The 19,010-nt window shown below is 62.7% G+C and carries 13 protein-coding genes; 9 read left to right on the top strand and 4 right to left on the bottom strand.

Annotated features, from left to right (window positions below; translation table 11 throughout):
- Nucleotides 1-224: 224 nt before the first annotated feature.
- The 7 genes from AC6CH8_RS05565 to metG all read left to right on the top strand — a co-directional run bounded on the left by AC6CH8_RS05565 (nt 225) and on the right by metG (nt 10,989).
- Nucleotides 225-2,129: an acetolactate synthase large subunit gene (locus AC6CH8_RS05565; protein ID WP_498189287.1), complete on the top strand. Its 1,905-nt coding sequence runs from the start codon at nt 225-227 to the stop codon at nt 2,127-2,129.
- A gap of 2 nt (nt 2,130-2,131) precedes the next feature.
- Nucleotides 2,132-2,644 carry an acetolactate synthase small subunit gene (ilvN, locus tag AC6CH8_RS05560; protein ID WP_011775174.1) on the top strand — a complete coding sequence of 171 codons (513 nt, stop codon included), beginning with the start codon at nt 2,132-2,134 and terminating at the stop codon, nt 2,642-2,644.
- A gap of 67 nt (nt 2,645-2,711) precedes the next feature.
- Entirely contained in the window at nt 2,712-3,737 is a 1,026-nt protein-coding gene (gene ilvC / locus AC6CH8_RS05555; protein WP_309072880.1) for a ketol-acid reductoisomerase, read from the top strand.
- A gap of 290 nt (nt 3,738-4,027) precedes the next feature.
- Nucleotides 4,028-5,623: a phosphoglycerate dehydrogenase gene (gene serA, locus AC6CH8_RS05550; protein WP_091468213.1), complete on the top strand. Its 1,596-nt coding sequence runs from the start codon at nt 4,028-4,030 to the stop codon at nt 5,621-5,623.
- Nucleotides 5,624-5,832: 209 nt separating this feature from the next.
- A complete protein-coding gene (locus AC6CH8_RS05545; RefSeq protein WP_498189283.1) occupies nt 5,833-8,643 on the top strand; it encodes an FtsX-like permease family protein in 2,811 nt (936 codons plus the stop codon).
- Nucleotides 8,640-9,395 carry an ABC transporter ATP-binding protein gene (locus tag AC6CH8_RS05540; protein WP_498189281.1) on the top strand — a complete coding sequence of 252 codons (756 nt, stop codon included), beginning with the start codon at nt 8,640-8,642 and terminating at the stop codon, nt 9,393-9,395. The genes AC6CH8_RS05545 and AC6CH8_RS05540 overlap by 4 nt, the downstream gene beginning before the upstream one ends.
- Nucleotides 9,396-9,429: 34 nt before the next feature.
- Nucleotides 9,430-10,989: a methionine--tRNA ligase gene (gene metG, locus AC6CH8_RS05535; RefSeq protein ID WP_498189279.1), complete on the top strand. Its 1,560-nt coding sequence runs from the start codon at nt 9,430-9,432 to the stop codon at nt 10,987-10,989.
- Between the two features lie 112 nt (nt 10,990-11,101).
- Here the strand turns inward: metG and AC6CH8_RS05530 are convergent, their stop codons facing one another.
- The 4 genes from AC6CH8_RS05530 to AC6CH8_RS05515 form a co-directional block, all read right to left on the bottom strand.
- Nucleotides 11,102-13,543 (bottom strand): ABC transporter permease, encoded by a 2,442-nt coding sequence (locus tag AC6CH8_RS05530; protein ID WP_498189277.1) that lies wholly within the window; start codon nt 13,541-13,543, stop codon nt 11,102-11,104.
- Between the two features lie 27 nt (nt 13,544-13,570).
- Nucleotides 13,571-14,365, bottom strand: a complete 795-nt coding sequence (locus tag AC6CH8_RS05525) for an ABC transporter ATP-binding protein (protein ID WP_498189275.1) — start codon at nt 14,363-14,365, stop codon at nt 13,571-13,573.
- Nucleotides 14,366-14,453: 88 nt separating this feature from the next.
- Nucleotides 14,454-15,167, bottom strand: a complete 714-nt coding sequence (locus AC6CH8_RS05520) for a response regulator (RefSeq protein ID WP_498189273.1) — start codon at nt 15,165-15,167, stop codon at nt 14,454-14,456.
- 3 nt (nt 15,168-15,170) lie between these two features.
- On the bottom strand, nt 15,171-16,355 hold the full coding sequence (locus AC6CH8_RS05515) for a sensor histidine kinase (protein ID WP_498189271.1): 1,185 nt from the start codon (nt 16,353-16,355) through the stop codon (nt 15,171-15,173).
- Between the two features lie 136 nt (nt 16,356-16,491).
- Here AC6CH8_RS05515 and AC6CH8_RS05510 point away from each other — a divergent pair, with 136 nt between their 5' ends.
- The gene (locus AC6CH8_RS05510; RefSeq protein WP_498189269.1) at nt 16,492-17,544 is read left to right on the top strand and encodes a 3-isopropylmalate dehydrogenase; all 1,053 of its coding nucleotides are present in this window, start codon (nt 16,492-16,494) and stop codon (nt 17,542-17,544) included.
- 120 nt (nt 17,545-17,664) lie between these two features.
- Nucleotides 17,665-18,777 carry a branched-chain amino acid aminotransferase gene (locus AC6CH8_RS05505; protein ID WP_498189267.1) on the top strand — a complete coding sequence of 371 codons (1,113 nt, stop codon included), beginning with the start codon at nt 17,665-17,667 and terminating at the stop codon, nt 18,775-18,777.
- Nucleotides 18,778-19,010 lie beyond the last annotated feature (233 nt).

Here is a 19,010-nt window from a genome sequence, read left to right as displayed (position 1 = left end):
GAGATACGATAGTGCCCGATTGACACGTATCTCACTTTGAGGGAACACTGAACGCATGATCACATTCGTTACCGTCGGCATCGTCGTCCTTACCAAGCGCGTGGCTTAGCCCGACTGGTAACGAACCGTCACGCGCAAACCCCTCGAAGAGCCGGAAGGCTGAGGGGTTTTTTTATTCCCCGAAGCAAGACCCACCTATTGAAGATCCACTAAGGAAGAGTCCGATGAGCAAAGGATCGCCGATCAGCCCCTCGCTGATGGCTGCAAAGTCCGCTGGAGCCCACAAAGCTCCGGAAAAGGTCGACCGTACGGCTGAGGCCGTCGTCGTCGACGCTGCTGCACCTCTCTCTCCTGTACTTGGGCCGAACACCGTTGTACCCCCAACGGTGATGTCCGGCTCGCAAGCAATTGTCCGTTCGCTCGAAGAACTCGGCGTGGACGATATTTTCGGTTTGCCCGGTGGCGCGATCCTGCCCACCTACGACCCCTTGATGGCCTCCAGCATGAATCACATCCTGGTCCGTCACGAACAGGGAGCCGGCCACGCCGCGCAAGGCTACGCCATGGTTACCGGACGGGTTGGCGTTTGCATCGCCACCTCGGGACCCGGTGCCACCAACCTCGTTACCGCCATCATGGACGCCCACATGGATTCCGTGCCCATGGTGGCCATCACCGGCCAGGTTTCCAGCGGTGTCATCGGCACCGATGCCTTCCAGGAAGCGGACATCGTGGGTATCACGATGCCCATTACCAAGCATTCGTTCCTGGTGACTGACCCCAACGACATCCCGCATGTCATGGCTGAGGCTTTCCACCTCGCGTCCACTGGCCGTCCGGGCCCCGTCCTGGTGGATATCGCCAAGGACGCCCAGGTTGGCCAGATGACCTTCTCCTGGCCGCCGAAGGTTGATTTGCCGGGCTATCGCCCCGTAGTGCGCGGCCACAACAAGCAGGTCCGCGAAGCTGCCAGGTTGATCGCTGCCGCCAGCAAGCCGGTCCTCTACGTGGGCGGCGGTGTGGTCAAGGGCCATGCGTCAGCAGAGCTCATGGAGCTCGCGCTGGCTACCGGCGCTCCCGTGGTCACCACCCTGATGGCGCGCGGTGCATTCCCTGATTCGCACCCGCAGCACGTTGGCATGCCGGGCATGCATGGCTCTGTCTCCGCCGTGACTGCGCTTCAGCAGGCTGACCTCCTGATCACCCTCGGTGCCAGGTTCGATGACCGCGTCACTGGCGTGCTGAAGACCTTTGCCCCGTTTGCCAAGGTCATCCACGCTGACATCGACCCCGCGGAAATCTCCAAGAACCGCACGGCCGATGTCCCGATCGTTGGCTCGGTCAAGGAAATCATCCCGGAACTCACCGAAGCCGTGAAAACGCAGTTCGAACTGAGCGGGACCCCGGACCTGGACTCGTGGTGGGCCTTCCTGGGCAACCTTCGCGACACGTACCCGCTGGGATGGACCGAGCCCGAGGACGGGCTCACCGCCCCGCAGCGCGTGATCAAGCGGATCGGCGAGCTCACGGGTCCCGAAGGCATCTACGTTGCCGGCGTTGGCCAGCACCAGATGTGGGCCGCCCAGTTCATCAAGTACGAACGGCCCCACGCCTGGCTGAACTCAGGCGGTGCAGGAACCATGGGATACTCGGTTCCGGCGGCCATGGGCGCCAAGGTCGGTGAACCGGACCGCGTGGTCTGGGCCATCGACGGTGACGGCTGCTTCCAAATGACCAATCAGGAGCTGGCCACCTGTGCCATCAACAACATCCCGATCAAGGTCGCCATCATCAACAACTCCTCGCTGGGCATGGTCCGCCAATGGCAGACGCTGTTCTACGAGGGCCGCTACTCGAACACGGATCTGAATACAGGCCACGACACCATCCGGATTCCGGACTTCGTGAAACTGGCCGATGCCTACGGTTGTGCTGCACTGCGTTGTGAACGCGACGAAGACATCGATGCCACCATCCAGAAGGCACTCGAAATCAATGACCGTCCCGTGGTCATCGACTTTGTCGTCAGCCCCAACTCGATGGTGTGGCCGATGGTGCCTTCGGGCGTCAGCAACGACCAGATCCAGGTTGCCCGCAACATGACCCCGGAATGGGAAGAGGAGGACTAGGCATGAGCCGCCACACACTGTCCGTTCTGGTAGAAGACAAGCCCGGCGTGCTGACCCGCGTGGCCAGCCTCTTCGCCCGGCGCGCGTTCAACATCAATTCCCTGGCTGTGGGACCCACCGAGGTTCCTGGCATGTCCCGCATGACGGTTGTCGTCGACGCCGACGGCGACCTCATCGAGCAGGTCACCAAGCAGCTCAACAAGTTGGTCAACGTCATCAAGATTGTTGAGCTGACTTCCGAATCTTCCGTACAACGTGACCACATCCTGGTCAAAGTACGTGCGGATGCCGCGACACGTCTGCAGGTTACCCAGGCTGCAGACCTGTTCCGTGCCGCTGTCGTCGACGTGTCCACAGACTCGTTGGTGATTGAGGCAACCGGTACCCCCGAGAAGCTCGCTGCGCTGCTGTCAGTGCTCGAGCCGTTCGGCATCCGTGAAATCGTGCAGTCCGGCACCTTGGCCGTTGGACGGGGATCCCGCTCCATGAGTGACAGGGCGCTCCGCTCCGCGTGAGCGTTGCGTCCAGTACCGCAGCACCACTATCAATATCTACGAAAACCACTCAAGAGGAGTTACGCAAGTGACTGAAATGTTCTACGACGACGACGCAGACCTGTCGATCATCCAGGGCCGCAAGGTAGCCATCGTTGGCTACGGCTCCCAGGGCCACGCCCACGCACTGAACCTCCGCGATTCCGGCGTCGAGGTTGTCATCGCGCTGAAGGACGGCTCCAAGTCGGCCGCCAAGGCACAGGACGCAGGCTTCACTGTCAAGAACGTTGCGGATGCCGCCGAATGGGCAGACGTCATCATGATCCTGGCACCGGACCAGCACCAGCGCTCCATCTACAACGACTCCATCAAGGACAAGCTGACCGAGGGCAAGGCACTCGCCTTCGCTCACGGCTTCAACATCCGCTTCGGCTACATCGAAGCTCCGGCAGGCGTCGACGTCATCCTGATTGCCCCGAAGGCTCCGGGCCACACTGTGCGCCGCGAATTCGAAGCCGGCCGCGGTATCCCGGACATCATTGCTGTTGAGCAGGACGCATCGGGTTCCGCATGGGACCTGGCGAAGTCCTACGCCAAGGCAATCGGCGGAACCCGCGCCGGCGTCATCAAGACCACGTTCACCGAAGAGACCGAGACCGACCTCTTCGGCGAGCAGTCCGTTCTTTGCGGCGGCGTTTCCCAGCTCGTCCAGTACGGCTTCGAAACCCTGACCGAAGCCGGCTACCAGCCGCAGATCGCCTACTTCGAGGTTCTCCACGAGCTCAAGCTCATCGTTGACCTCATGTGGGAAGGCGGCATTGCCAAGCAGCGCTGGAGCGTTTCCGACACCGCAGAGTACGGCGACTACGTCTCCGGCCCGCGCGTCATCACCCCCGAGGTGAAGGAAAACATGAAGGCTGTCCTCGCCGACATCCAGAGCGGTGCGTTCGCCAAGCGCTTCATCGACGACCAGGACAACGGTGGCACCGAGTTCAAGGAACTGCGTGCCAAGGCAGAGCAGCACCCGATCGAAGAGGTCGGCCGCGAACTGCGCTCCCTGTTCTCCTGGCAGCAGCAGGACGCTGACTATGTTGAAGGTTCCGCAGCCCGCTGATCCTTCGGTGCTGGCCTAACGGCCGGCGCACTACGACGCCCGTCCGGAGAACATAGCCGGGCGGGCGTCGTCGTTTCTCCATCGACACCAGTTTCTCCAGTGAATTGCCCAGCCTCATGGGCTGTGAACTTCTTCACAACAACTACCGGTCCGGCCGTAACATCCCTCCCCGGCACCGGAAACCCTGCCCGGATTCGATATTCTGGGCTGGTCCCGGCGCCGTGCCCCGGGCCACGCATCCGCTCCTTGTCCAGTTCTGTCCAAAGTTGTCCAAAGTAAGGTGCCACCCCGTGTCAGTCAGCAAACCCGTCGTCCTCCTCGCCGAGGAACTTTCGCCCGCCACAGTCGAGGCATTGGGCCCGGACTTTGAAATCCGACAGACCGACGGCGCCGACCGTTCCCAGCTGCTGTCCGCCATTGCCGACGTTGACGCCATCCTGGTCCGTTCGGCCACCCAAGTGGATGCCGAAGCCATCGCTGCGGCCAAGAACCTCAAGGTCATCGCCCGCGCCGGCGTGGGGCTGGACAACGTGGACATCAAGTCCGCAACGCAAGCAGGCGTCATGGTGGTCAACGCACCCACGTCCAACATTGTTTCTGCCGCAGAGCTCACCGTGGGCCACATCCTGAGCCTCGCCCGCCACATTCCGCAGGCCAGCTCTGCGCTGAAGAACGGCGAGTGGAAGCGCTCAAAGTACACCGGCATTGAACTCTTCGAGAAGAAGATCGGCATCATCGGCCTTGGCCGTATCGGCGCACTGGTAGCAGCACGCCTGCAGGGATTCGAAACCGAAATCCTCGCCTATGACCCCTACATCACGGCTGCACGCGCGGCCCAGTTGGGCGTCAAGCTTGTAACTTTGGATGAACTGTTGGAAAACGCCGATTTCATCACCATCCACATGCCCAAGACGCCGGAGACGGTAGGCATGCTGGGCGCCGACGCCTTCCGCAAGATGAAGGAAACGGCGTACGTCATCAACGTGGCACGTGGCGGCCTGGTGGACGAAGAAGCCCTGTACACGGCTTTGAAGGAAGGCCAGATCGCGGGCGCCGGCGTGGACGTCTTCGTCAAGGAACCCAGCACCGACCTGCCGTTCTTCGAACTCGACAACGTGGTTGTCACCCCGCACCTTGGAGCATCCACGGATGAGGCCCAGGAGAAGGCCGGCGTGTCAGTGGCCAAGTCGGTTCGCCTTGCCCTTGCAGGCGAACTGGTTCCCGATGCCGTGAACGTTGCCGGAGGCGTCATCGCTCCCGATGTTCGCCCGGGTATCCCGCTGATCGAAAAGCTGGGCCGGATCTTCACGGCGCTTACCCACGCGTCCCTCACCCAGATCGACGTTGAGGTGGCCGGTGAAATTGCCGCGCTGGACGTCAAGGTACTCGAACTGGCTGCGCTGAAGGGCGTCTTCGCTGATGTGGTCACGGAGCAGGTCTCCTACGTGAATGCTCCGGTAATCGCAGAACAGCGTGGCATCAATACCCGGTTGATCACCACCCCCGACGCCGAGGACTACCGCAATGTCCTGACCATCCGTGGTGCCCTCAGCGATGGGTCTCAGATCTCTGTTGCCGGTACCCTCACGGGTCCCAAGCAGGTGGAGAAGCTCGTAGGCGTCAACGGATACGACGTCGAAATTCCCATCAGCGAGCACCTGGTTGTTGTGGCCTACGCCGACCGTCCGGGTGTGATTGGCACCATCGGACATATTTTGGGCATGAACAACATCAACATCGGCGGGATGCAGGTTGCGCGCCAGACCGAAGGCGGCCAGGTTCTTGCGCTCCTGACCATCGACAGCTCGGTTCCGCAGCAGGTGCTGGAAGCCATCAAGGCCGGTATCGGCGCAGAGATGGTTCGCGAAGTGGACCTGGAGGACTAGCACTGATCTTCATCAGCTAGGTTCGCGTGCCGGCGACACACCATGGCACGCAGGAGTGGCCGGTCTGCTTACAATGGCTGGGTCCGGGATTCGGACCCGGCAGCAGGCCGGCCACAACTTTTTGCACATACAGCCCGGTCTTCCTCTGTGTCTTTTGAGGAATCACGGTGCGTGTGTGCGCGCCCGCAATCAAGGTCTCAGGGAGCCCAATGAACGCCGTCCAAAGGTTCATCAGAAGCCGTGTGCTGCTGCTGACCGCGGCCATTTTGATCGTCGCCATGTGCTTGTCCGTCCTCGTCCAGAGCCAGTCGCAGGCGGCTCTGAACAGGACAGTGGACGAGAACTCGCGGGGACTCTACGACATCCTGGTCCAGGCAAAGCCTGACCAATCACAAGATGGCGACGGCGGTGCATTGATTCAGCCGGAAATCGCCAACGGCCAAGGCGGCATCAGCTTTGAGCAGCTGGAGAAGATCCGGACCATGGGCCAAACGGCCGTGGCCGCGCCCATCAGCCTGGTCTCGCGTGTATCGCAGAACCTTGAAGCTCCGCGGCTCAACGCCATGGACTACCTCGGCTATAACGCGGGCCTTGCCGGGGCAGTGACGGCGGGGGATCCATCCGCGATGGATTCCAACAAGTGGCCTGCCGCGGAATCCGTACTGCCTGATTCTCCCAAGAAGTACCGCCTGACCGCTTCGGCCACGAGCTCGGACGGAGCTAACGAGAAGACCCTCTTTAAGACCAGCGCTGAAGGCACCCTGGGCAAAGGCCGACTGATCCAGGAACAGACTGCTGGCGGCACCAATGTCCGGATCGCCGGCCCCGAGGGCGAGACAGGTGTTAAGTTCCCCGCTCCCGCCCTGGGCTCGGAGCACAATCTTTTCAATCTCTCCGTGGCGCTTCCCCTGGCGCCTGAGGTGACAGAGTCCGTCGTCGCCGTCGACCCTGCCGCTGAGCGGGCGCTGCTGGGCTCGGCAGGAGACTTCCTGGCCCCTTTGGAGAAGGCTCCTCCGGCGGATGCCCGTGACGCGGGCGCTATCGGACGCCACTTCGAGAGTCTTTTCACCACCGGCCTCAGCATGGACCAGTTGGAAGAAGGTCCCGATTTCCTGGGCGTCAAGCTCAAGCATTGGGCGCCGCTGATGACGCAGTACCAGCAGGCCAAGCGCGACGGCCTGCTGACTGCGGACTCCCAAGCCATTCCGCTGATTGTCCGTTCAGGCACATCCCTTGACCTGCAGTACTCGGTGAAGATCGAGGAACTTGACGCCAGCGGCAAGGTAGTCAATGAGGTGGGCACGGTAACGCGTTCACTGGACAAGGACTACCTTCCGTTCGTGTCGAAGTCCCCGTTCGCCCTCGAGTGGCCTGGATCAACGGACCACAGCAAATTGCTGGGCAGCACGGCCTCCTTCAGCCAGGGTTTGTACAATCCCGCCACGTGGAGCACGGCATTTGCCGCAGCGCCCCAGTACAAGGACGGCGACGAAGCTTCCAACGGCGCTTCGGATAAGAGCGCCACACCGGGGGACTGGGTTACGGTGAACCGTCTGCCGGAGAAGTCGTCCTTCGGTGCGCCCGTGGACCAGACGCAGCGTAAGCCAGTGGAGGAGCGCTCATACCGGGAAGACCTGGAAACAGGCAAGAAGCCGGCAACGCCGCTGCCCATGGTGTACGGCACCTTCGACCCTGCCGCGGTGAAGTCAGCTGCCGGGGACGTCAACAAGCTGCCCTTGGGCGGCTACGACCCCACGCCGATGACCCTCACCAAGGACGCTGAGGGCAAAGAGGTTGAGGGCACAGAGCTGAAGCCATCGCTGAGTGCTACGGGCTTGGTCAGCCAGTCCGCCGGCGCCATCACCGATTACTACGGTCTGGCAGCCGCCCGTGGTTACGACACCAACGCGGACGTCATTGACGCTATCCGTGTCAAGGCGTCGGCAACCGGAAACTGGAAGACGGCACAGCCCGAGGTTGAGAAGCTGGCCACCCAGATCCGTGAGCTCGGCCTTGAGGCTACGGTCGTGGCGGGTTCCGCCCGTGAAGATGCCAATATCTTCGTCCCCGGCTACAGCAAGGACGACGCCGGCAAGGAATCACCCCTGGGTACTATCCAGCAGTCGTGGGTGCGCCAGGACGCGGCCGATGCCGTCTCAGGTTCCCTCACCGGAACCAACATCACCCTGCTGTTCCTGACGCTGCTTGGTGCAACGCTCCTGACAGGCGCCTCCACAGTCAGCTACATCCGACAACGCCGAAGCGAAGCCGGCATCCTCCGCGCCATGGGTTGGACCCAGAAACGGATCCGCTCCTGGGTCCTGGAGGAATTCGCTGTGGGAGCTGCCGCACTCGCGGCGGCGGGACTCGTCCTCAGCTTGCTGAGCTGGAACGTTGCCACCGTGATCGTCTCAGTCACCATGCTGGTCATCTACAGCGCTGCCGCGTTGCTCGCCGCCCAGCAGTTGCGCCACCGCGTGGTGATTGATCAGGAACCGCAGCACGATGAACGCCTGGTGACTGTTGACTCGCCCCTGACGTTCGCCAACAGGCAGCTCACCACCAACCGCTTCAACTCGATCTCCCTGGCCGTGGCAGTGGGTGTGTTCGGTGCAGCAGTGGGTGCCCTGATCGCGCTCCTGATCGACATTCCCCGAGCAGCCGGCGCAAGCGCTTTGAGCGGTCTGGCCGCTGCCAGCATCACCTTGCCGAGCATCATCCTCGCTGTGTTCGGTGTGGTTGTTGGCCTTCTCCTGACCTTGGTCACCGGCCGCTTCGAGCTCCACGCCAAACGGGAGTACCTCGGTACTTTGCGTGCCATGGGCTGGAACCCGGACATGCTTGGCCAGGTCCGCTTCTTCGAAAACGCACTTGTGGGCACCGTGGCACTTCCCTTGGGTGTCCTAGGTGCCCTGGGGCTGGGACTGCTCCTGGCTCCCTACGCGGCTCTTTGGGCCGGTTTGGCCGGTCTGCTGGCCGTAATTTGCTGGATTCCGATTGCAACGAAAGTAGTCAAATGACTGACAACCTCAACCCCGAGCTGACGGCCACCCCGGAATCCGCGGACGAGTCGCTGCAGACCCGTGCCAACACCATCGTGAGGGCCACGGACCACGCAACTCCCTTGGAACTGAGCCGGGTCACCATTCATTACGGTGGAGACAAGGGCGGTGCCGAGGAAGTGGACGTCGTGGACGACTTCAACCTCACCCTTCACGCTGGTGAGATGCACTGCATCGCCGGACGAAGCGGTTCCGGTAAGACCAGCATCCTGACGGTGAGCGCGGGACTTACGCTCCCGACGTCGGGCAAGGTCTTGTGGGAAGGCCAGCCGTTGGACACCGTGGGCGACGACGAGATCGCGGACCGCCGACGGGCCCTGATTGGTTACGTGGACCAGGGCGGCGCCTTGATCGATGGCATGAGCGCCTTGGAGAACGTCCTGCTCCCCGCCGTACCCGACGGCGAAGTGGAACAGCGTACCGAGATGGCAAAGGACCTCCTGGACCTGGTGGGCCTCGGACGCCGTATGCGCCACCGTCCCGCGCAGCTCTCCGGTGGTGAACGCCAGCGTGTCGCCATTGCCCGCGCCCTGATTCTGGGCACCCGCGTACTGGTGGTGGACGAGCCCACGGCCAGCCTCGACCGCGCAGCGGCCAACCGCATCATCGGCATTCTCAAGGACACCACCAGCGATGGCATTGCCGTCCTGGTTGCTTCCCACGACCATGAACTGGTCCGGCTCAGCGATACGCTGACCGAACTTAACTAAGCTATTTCATCCCAAAAAAAGGTAACTTCTTAGAGTGACGTCTCCAGAGAAATCCCCGTTCTACATCACCACCGCAATCAGCTACCCCAATGGCGTGCCGCACATCGGCCACGCCTACGAGGTCATCGCGACTGATGCCATGGCGCGGTTCAAGCGCCTTGACGGCCATGAGGTGTTCTTCATGACCGGAACGGACGAGCACGGACTCAAGATGCAGCAATCAGCCGAGAAGGAAGGCATTACTGCCGAGCAGCTCGCTGACCGCAACTCGGCAGCCTTCAAGCAGATGAGCCAGGACTTGGGGATCTCCCACGACCGCTTCATCCGCACCACGGATAAGGACCACTACGCGGCTTCCCAGGCCATCTGGAAGAAGATGGAAGCCAACGGTGATATCTACCTGTCCAAGTACGAGGGCTGGTACTCGGTCCGCGACGAGGCCTACTACGTCGAGGACGACACCGTGGTGAAGGAGGACGGGCTCCGCTACTCCAAGGAGACGGACACCCTTGTCACCTGGACTGCCGAGGAAAGCTACTTCTTCCGGCTCTCCAACTACCAGGACAAACTCCTTGCCCTGTATGAGGAACAGCCTGAATTCGGTGCGCCGCAATCCCGTTTCAATGAGGTCATCAGCTTTGTGCGACGTGGTCTGGAGGACCTGTCCATCAGCCGCACCACCTTCGACTGGGGTGTCCCGGTCCCTGGCGACGAGAAGCACGTCATGTACGTCTGGGTTGACGCGCTCACCAACTACCTGACCGGCGTCGGCTACCCGGACATCGAGTCGGAATCCTTCAAGAAGTTCTGGCCCGCTGACGTGCACGTCATCGGCAAGGACATCTCACGCTTCCACGCCATCTACTGGCCCGCGTTCCTCATGAGCGCAGGGCTGGAACTGCCCAAGCGCGTCATGATCCATGGCTTCCTCACCAACAACGGTGTGAAGATGTCCAAGTCCTTGGGGAATGTTGTGGCACCCCAGGATTTTGTGGCGCAGTACGGCCTGGACCAGTGCCGCTACTTCTTCCTCCGTGAAGTTCCTTTCGGGGCGGACGGCAACTACAACCACGAAGCCATCGTGGGCCGCATGAACTCGGATCTGGCCAACAACTTCGGCAACCTCGCGCAGCGTTCGCTGTCCATGGTGGCGAAGAACTGTGAAGGCAAGGTTCCGGTTCCCGGCGCGTATACGGCCGAGGACAGCGCTTTGTTGGCCCAGGCCGGCGAATTGTTGGGCACTGCACGTGCTGCCTTCGATAAGCAGGAATTCAGCAGGGCCCTTGAAGCGATCTGGACTGTCCTCGGCGACACCAACGCTTACTTCGCGGAGCAGGCTCCGTGGGTGCTGCGCAAGACTGACCCGGAGCGTATGAATACGGTCCTGTACGTCACCTTGGAGGTTGTCCGCATCGTGGCGATCCTCGCCCAGCCGGTCATGCCGTCGTCGTCCGCGAAGCTCCTTGAGGTGCTCGGGCAGCCTGAAGGCGAGTCGCGCCGGTTCGCCGCCGTCGCCACCCCGATTGTTGCCGGCACGGAATTGCCCGCCCCGGCGCCCGTCTTCCCACGCTACGAATCACCCGTCGAAGCGTAGACCGTCTTTCACATAACAGCCATAAACAGGAAACGCTCTCTCACTTCCCTCCGGTCCGTCCGGGGTAGTGAGAGAGCGTTTCCTGTTATAGGGCGATGAGGTGGGAGAGGGTCTAGGCTGTGGCTAGTCCCTCCACCGGTGACAAGCGTGCCGCGCGCCTGGCAGGGACCACCGAAGCCAGGAGTCCGGCCACCACGGCGACCCCAAAGACAGCCGTCAGCTGAAGCCACGGCACGGCCGGAACAACAGTGGCTACGCCTCCCAGGCTTGCCTGCGCGCCAAGCCAGCCATAAACGATGCCCAAACCTGCCCCCATGATCGCTGCCACACCTGCGACGAGCACGGCCTCGATGGCCAGCATGCCGCGGAGTTGGCCCCTGGTCAGCCCCAAAGCACGGAGCAAGGAGTTCTCGCGCGTCCGTTCCAGGACCGAAAGTGACAACGTGTTGGCCACGCCGATCAACGCGATCACCACCGCGACACCAAGGAGCCCCGTGACTACCAGCAACAGGACATCGATGATGCTGTTGAACGTCACCCGCTCAATCGCGGCACCGCTGACAGTGCGCTCATGCACGCCCAGCTCTGCGGCGATCTCCTTCTGGATGGCCTGAACCCGATCTGCGGACACGGAATCATCCAGTTTCACCCACACCATCCCGGGCATTTCCGGCAGCGTACCGGAAGAGATGCTGGAGCTTTCCACGAAGGCAGGCACATGGCGGGTCCGCAGGACTTTGGCATCGAGCGAAATGGTTCCGGCCGCCGTCGTGATGCTTGCCGGGCCTTCGGGGGAGTCCTCAGGCAGATACACGGTGCCCGCGGACGGCTTCAGGTGGTTATCACGCACCACGGATGCAGCGTCTGCGGCGGAGAGACCATAGATGGTCATGCCGCCGTCGGGCGTCGCCTTGTCATTCAGCGTCCCCACCGGCTGCAGCAGCACTGCAGCGCTGACGCCGTCGAGCGCTTTGATCCGGGATACAGCCTGGGCGGGATCGCTGGCGTCCACCGCGGTCTGGGCGGACAGGTCCACCGGGTAGTTTTCAGCCAAGGTGTCGTTGAAGGCGTGCCTGGAGGTAGCCGCCCCCGTCATCATGAGGGAAACCAAGGTGACGCCGATCAGCAGCGCGGCGGCAGTAGCGGAGGTACGTGCCGGGTTCCGCGTCGCGTTGACGGCGGCAAGCTTGCCTGGCACACCGGCCGGTGCGGCCAGACGTCCGGCCAGGGCCACCACGGAGGGAATGAACAGGGTGGAGCACAACAGGATGCCCACAAACGAGGCAGCTCCACCCAGCAGCGCCACAAGCAAGGAAACAGTCATGCTGCCGTACACCAGCAGGGCTGTTCCGCCCAGCAGGGCCAACAGGCCCAGGACAAGGCGAATCCTGCCGCGGCGGTTGCTTACGGAGGCGTCGTCGGCCGGGCGGAGGGCGGCGAGTGGTGCGACGGCGGTGGCCGCCTTCGCGGGCACCAGCGCGGCAACTACGGTCAGAAGCGTTCCGGCCACCAAGCCGGCAATGATGGCCGACGGCGGCACCGCCAACGTAGCGAACGCCTGCTCGGGCTGGGATTTGGCCCAGGCGATCAAGCCGGTCATCAGTCCCGTGGCAGCGAGGACACCCAACACTGAAGAGATGAAACCAACCACGACGGCCTCCAGCATCACCGACCCGCGGATCTGTGCCCGGCCGGCGCCCAAGCATCGGAGCAACGCCAACTCCCTGGTCCGTTGAGCTACCAGCACTGAGAACGTATTGGCCACCACCAACGTGGAAACGAGGATGGCCACCCCTGCGAAGGCGAGCAGGACAACGGTCAGCTGGTCCTGGCCTGCACTGAGCATGGCCACTGTGGAGGTGACTTTCTCCTGCGCCGTTTCCAGCACGGGCTCAACGGCACCTGCTGCTTCCATGCGGCGCGCAATGTAGTCCTTGGCTGCGGTGACGTCTTCCCCGGGCTTGAGTGCAAACTGTAGCCCCGAGTATCCGGCGCCCGCGTCCTGGACCGCATTCAATACTGACTCAGAACCCACCAGCTGGGCAGTCGACGACGAGAAGGGATCATTGGTTGCCTTCGTCAGGCCCGAGATAGTCACTCTTGCAGTCTTGACGGGTCCTGACCCCCGCAGCTCCAAGGTGCTGCCCACTGTGAGGCCTAAATGCCCGGCCGACTTGACGTCAATGACCGCTTCCGAGGCACCCGATGGCATGGACCCGGAGGAAAGCACTGCGCCCTCCAGGGAAGCCGGTGCCGCATTGCGCAACCGGCCGTATTGTTCACCGCCACCAGCCTCGAACGTCACGTAGGTGGAACGCTCGGGATAGTTGTCCTGCACTGCGGGCGCGGAAACCGCTGCGTCCACCGCTGCCTGGGTGAACGGCTCCCCGTTCTTGGACGTAGCCACAACGTCGGCGTTGCGGTACGCCTCGCCGATGCTCGCGCCCAATGATGCATTGGTGCTCGCGCCCACCATCAGCGTGGCGGAGAGGAACATGACAGACAACATAACTGCAAGCCCGATGGCCACGAAACGCCGGAAATGGGTGGTCAATTGGGAAAGGGCAACACGCAACATGCTCTAGGCCCCCAGCTTGCCGAGCGCAGCCAGCACAGAATCGGCAGTGGGATCGTGGATCTCACCCACCAGGCCTCCATCACTCATCAGCACCACGCGGTCCGCGTAACTCGCCGCCACGGGATCATGGGTGACCATGATGATGGTTTGCCCCATCTCCTGGCTGCTCCTGCGCAGCAACGCCAGGACTTCCCCGCCCGCCCGTGAGTCCAGGTTTCCAGTGGGTTCGTCGCCGAAGACGACGTCGGGACGCGTCAGCAACGCCCGGGCAACCGCCACGCGCTGCTGTTGGCCACCCGAGAGCTCATGGGGCCGGTGCTTCAAACGGTCCTTGAGCCCTAGCGTTGTGACAACCGTATCCAGCCACCCGGCGTCGGCGGTGGTTCCCGCCAAGGCGAGCGGAAGCGTGATGTTCTGTTCGGCGGTCAAGGTGGGCACCAGGTTGAACGCCTGGAAAACGAAACCGATCCGCTCGCGGCGCAAAGCGGTGAGCTGACGGTCATTGAGCCCCGTCAATTCGGTGCCGCCCAACAAGATCCGTCCGGAGTCAGCAGTGTCCAAGCCGGCAAGGCAATGCATCAAGGTGGACTTGCCGGAGCCGGACGGTCCCATGATGGCAGTGAATTTTCCGGCATCAAAGCTCACTGACACTTTGTTCAAGGCAGTGACGGTGGTATCAGCACGGCCGTAGCTCTTGGTCAGCTCATGCGCCTCCACGGCGGGACGAGCGTGGGCGTCTTCCGGGCCTGCGGGACGGTCGGTTCCTGACGGGTAGGGGAGAGGCGTGAATGTTGTCATGGTTCCACGCTATGTTTCCGGCCGGCCCTGCCGGATCGGGCCGCAGGCCCATTATCCCGGAGGCTTGCTCATACCCTGGTCTGAGTTGCTAGGTACCCGGGGCTACAACGCCGGTCTCATAGGCGATGACCACTACTTGAACGCGGTCCCGTGCACCAAGCTTCGCCAGGATATGCCCCACGTGGGTCTTGACCGTAGCCTCGGACAAGAACAGCCCCGCCGCGATTTCCGGGTTTGATTGTCCCTGCGCGATCAGCTGGAAAACCTCGCGCTCGCGGGCTGTGAGGCGCTCGACGGCGGCAGCATGTTCAGTCTGCTCCGGTGTCTGCGTCCTCAGTAGTGGCGCCACGTGGTCAAGCAGGCGTCGGGTTGTGGAGGGGGCAATCACGGCGTCCCCGCGGTAGACAGTGCGGATGGCCTCCAGCAGTTCCTCCGGCGGCGCATCCTTCAGGAGGAATCCGCTGGCGCCGGCCTGAATGGCAGCAAGGGCGTACTCGTCAAGGTCAAAGGTGGTGAGGACCACAATTTTGACATCGGCCCGCTGCGAACCGACGGGCTGGGCCGCTGCCTGTTCCAGGATTCGACGGGTCGCTTCAATCCCGTCCATACCAGGCATTCGAACATCCATCAGGACCACGTCGGCAGCGGTGGCGCTCAGGGCTTGGACCGCCTCGATGCCGTTGCCGGCCTCAGCAACTACTTCAAGGTCCGGCTGCGAATTGATGAGCATGCCGAAGCCCGATCGGACCAACTGCTGGTCATCAACGAGGGCCACCCGGATGAGTGCGGGAACTTCAGGCATGGATCAGGCCTCCGAATACGGGATAAATGCGGACACACGGAAACCGCCGCCCTGTTCGGGTCCCGCGGTCAAGGAACCATCGTAGAGGGAGACACGCTCACCCATTCCCAATAGTCCGTTACCGCCCCCTGCCGAGGGCGGATCAGCAGCGGCGCCCCGGCCGTCGTCGATGATGTCCAGTTGCAGGCCGCGGGTCTGCCACGTCAGGGTGACACCCGCCGTCGCCTTCGGTCCTGCGTGTTTCATCACGTTGGTCAAGGCTTCCTGGATGATTCGATAAGCCGTGAGTTCCGCGCCGGATGGTAGGGCCCTGCGTGGTACACCGGTCTGTTCGAACGCCAAATGCAGTGTTGCGGCGCGGAAGCCGAGGAGGAGTTCGTCAAGATCGGAAAGCCGGGGTTGAGGGCGGGTAGGGGAGTCGTCGTCGGAGCGGAGTACGCCCAGCAGTCTTCGCATCTCGCCCAGCGAATCCCGGCCCGTAGCCGCAATAGTGGCCAGCGCCTCGGTCGCGAGTTCGGGTTTGGCGGCGGCAGCGTATCGGGCTCCGTCGGCCTGGGTGATGATGACGGACAGGGAGTGCGCCACGATGTCGTGCATTTCCCGGGCAATGTGGGAACGTTCGTCGGCGGCGGCCAGCTTGCGCTCCTGCATCTGCTCCACTTCAAGCCTCCGCGTGCGATCCTCAAGAGCCTGAAGTTGTAACCGGCGTACGCGTGTGAGGTCGCCCAGTGTCCAGCTCACCAGCACCAGCATCCATATCAGCACGGTGTAGAGCGCACCGATGGTGAGACCCAGGATGCCGGACTCAGCTGTGGTTGAAAAGAGCCGGGTAGTGAGCATGACTCCACCCAACAGTCCGGCCAGAAGAACCGTCCGGCTTGCCCACGCGGGCCCATAAGCCGCCGTAGCGTAGATGACCAGCGGGACGGCGATTTGGCCAGCTACGGGTTCGACGCCCGCTGCCCACTGGATGAGGCACACCAGGATGACGACGCCGGCCGCCACGGCCGGGCGGGTGCGTCGCCATGCGAGGGGCAGCAGGAGGCTGCAGGACAAGAGGAACAGCCAAGGGCGGTCCGCGACCAGATATACGGGACCAAAGAGGAGGATGAGGAGGCACGTGGCCGTCATATCAACTTTGAAGCGGTTGATCCGGAACCATTCGTATATCTCGTGCCTTCTATCCACGCTATGACTCTATGTGCCCTCGACCGGCCCGGGCATCATGCCGTGGTCTGATTCTTACCCAAGTCCGGGGCACGGCCAGTGTTCAAAGAGTGAGACGATTTTGACCAGCATGTGGATTGCTTGGCTAGATAGAGCTATGAGTGCAACGTCCATCAATCTCGCTGTCATCCCTGGCGACGGCATTGGCCCTGAGGTCATCGCCGAAGCCGTCAAGGTCCTCGAAAAGGCTGTCGCCGCCGAAGGCGTGGCCCTCGAGCTGACCAACTACAAGCTCGGCGCCCAGCACTGGCTTGAGACTGGCGAGACCCTCCCGGACGAGGTCCTGGAAGACCTGCGCACGCGTGACGCCATCCTAATCGGAGCAGTGGGCGCAGCCCCGGGGGATACCCGCATCCCTTCCGGCATAATCGAACGCGAGATGCTGCTCAAGCTCCGCTTCAGCCTGGACCACTACGTGAACCTGCGCCCGTCCCGCTTGTACGGCACCGTCGGCAGCCCCCTGGCGAACCCCGGCACCATCGATTTCATCGTCGTCCGCGAAGGTACTGAAGGTCCCTATGTGGGCAACGGTGGCACCCTGCGCGGCGGAACACCACACGAAGTGGCCACGGAAGTTTCCCTCAACACGGCTCACGGTGTGGAGCGGGTCGTCCGCGATGCCTTCCGCCGCGCCAACGAGCGTCCGCGCAAGCACGTCACGCTCGTCCACAAGCACAATGTGCTGGTCTTCGCCGGGCACTTGTGGAAGCGCACGGTCGAGGCTGTGGCCCTGGAATTCCCCGAGGTCACCCACGACTACCTCCACATTGACGCCGCCACCATCTTCATGGTGACCGACCCCTCCCGTTTCGATGTCATAGTCACCGACAACCTGTTCGGCGACATCCTCACCGACCTCGCCGCTGCCATCACCGGCGGCATCGGCCTGGCGGCATCGGGCAACATCAACATGGACCGCACCGCACCGTCCATGTTCGAGCCCGTCCACGGCTCAGCCCCGGACATCGCCGGACAGCAGAAAGCCGATCCCACCGCGGCCATCCTCTCCGCAGTGCTCCTCCTGGACCACCTTGGCTACACCACGGCGGCCCGCAAGATCGAAGCGGCAGTAGTCGCCGACGTCGAAACCCGCACCGGCGAGCCACGCAGCACGGCTGCTATTGGCGATGCCATTGCGGCCGCACTTTAGGCCCATTTCTCAGGCGTAAGCTTGTGTTGAATTATTTACCTGCTTCCCTGGTCCATCGCTGAACCACACCCTTTTTTGGGGCCCGGTTCGCCCTGCCAGGTAGCTGACTGTGGAGGAAACATGACTCAGACTGCCCATGGCGTCGAATTCAGCCAGCAGCTTTCGGATACCCCGAAGTCTGCTGAGGAGCGTGCAGCCGTCCTGGCGAACCCAGGCTTCGGCGACTACTTCACCGACCACACCGCCGTCGTCGACTACAAGGTTGACGCCGACGGAAATGGCGGTTGGCAGAATGCCCGGATCGAGCCTTACGGACCCATCTCCCTGGACCCGTCGGCTGCGGTTCTGCACTACGGCCAGGAAATCTTCGAAGGCCTTAAGGCTTACCGCCACGCTGACGGCTCCGTTTGGACTTTCCGGCCCGAAGCCAACGCCGCGCGCTTGAACAAGTCCGCCCGTCGCCTCGCCCTTCCGGAGCTGCCCGAGGAGTACTTCCTCGGCGCCATCCGGGAACTCGTCCAGGCTGATAGGGAATGGGTTCCTTCCGGCGACGGTGAAGCCCTCTACCTGCGTCCGTTCATGATCGCCACGGAGGCGTTCCTTGGTGTTCGTGCCGCCCGCGAAGTGTCCTTCCGCGTCATCGCCTCTCCTGCCGGCAACTACTTCGGCGGCGAGCTCAAGCCCGTCTCCATCTGGATCTCCCGCGAATATGCCCGTGCCGGCCGCGGCGGAACCGGTGCCGCCAAGTGCGGAGGCAACTACGCAGCTTCCCTGATCGCGCAGCAGGAAGCCGAAGCGAACGGTTGCAAGCAGGTGCTTTTCCTGGACCACTTCAACGACGACGCCGTGGAAGAACTCGGCGGCATGAACGTGTTCTTCGTCATGAAGGACGGCTCCCTGGTCACTCCGGCCCTTAGCGGCACCATCCTTGAAGGCGTCACCCGCATGTCCGTTATCCAGGTGGCCAAGGACATGGGCCGTGAAGTCACCGAGCGCAAGATCACCCTGGACGAGTGGCGCGACGGCGTGGCCTCAGGTGAGATCTCCGAAGTCTTCGCTTGTGGCACCGCAGCCGTGATCACGCCGATCGGTGTGCTCAAGGACGCCACCGAATTCATCGGTTCCGAGGACGCGAAGGCCGGGGAAACCACTATGGCCATCCGCCAGCAGCTCCTGGGCATCCAAACCGGAACCGTCGAGGACACCCACGGCTGGCTGACCCGCCTGGTCTAGGCTTTCGGCTCAACAGCACGCACGACGGCGGCCCTTCCACTTGGCAACAAGCGGAAGGGCCGCCGTTCTGCTTCCCCCAACGCTCTATCAGATCCCTCGGGTTTGGGGCGGACGCTCTATCACCTCCCTCGGGTTTGGGGCGGACGCTCTATCACCTCCCGGCGGAAGGTCTAGGGAGGTGAGTGAGGGTTGGTGGGAAGGGCTAGGGAGGTGAGTGAGGGTTGGTGGGAAGG

The sequence above is a fragment of the Paenarthrobacter sp. GQ52 genome, assembly GCF_059759005.1.
The sequence above is the reverse complement of the archived record's forward strand: the minus strand, read 5'-3'. Positions and strand labels throughout refer to the sequence as shown.

Bases quoted from the DNA above. Each gene is read 5' to 3' on its own strand.
- AC6CH8_RS05520 (WP_498189273.1), bottom strand. From the start codon at position 15,167: ATGCCTGAAGTTCCCGCACTCATCCGGGTGGCCCTCGTTGATGACCAG.
- ilvN (WP_011775174.1), top strand. From the start codon at position 2,132: ATGAGCCGCCACACACTGTCCGTTCTGGTAGAAGACAAGCCCGGCGTG.
- AC6CH8_RS05565 (WP_498189287.1), top strand. From the start codon at position 225: ATGAGCAAAGGATCGCCGATCAGCCCCTCGCTGATGGCTGCAAAGTCC.
- AC6CH8_RS05510 (WP_498189269.1), top strand. From the start codon at position 16,492: ATGAGTGCAACGTCCATCAATCTCGCTGTCATCCCTGGCGACGGCATT.
- AC6CH8_RS05545 (WP_498189283.1), top strand. From the start codon at position 5,833: ATGAACGCCGTCCAAAGGTTCATCAGAAGCCGTGTGCTGCTGCTGACC.
- AC6CH8_RS05505 (WP_498189267.1), top strand. From the start codon at position 17,665: ATGACTCAGACTGCCCATGGCGTCGAATTCAGCCAGCAGCTTTCGGAT.
- AC6CH8_RS05540 (WP_498189281.1), top strand. From the start codon at position 8,640: ATGACTGACAACCTCAACCCCGAGCTGACGGCCACCCCGGAATCCGCG.
- AC6CH8_RS05525 (WP_498189275.1), bottom strand. From the start codon at position 14,365: ATGACAACATTCACGCCTCTCCCCTACCCGTCAGGAACCGACCGTCCC.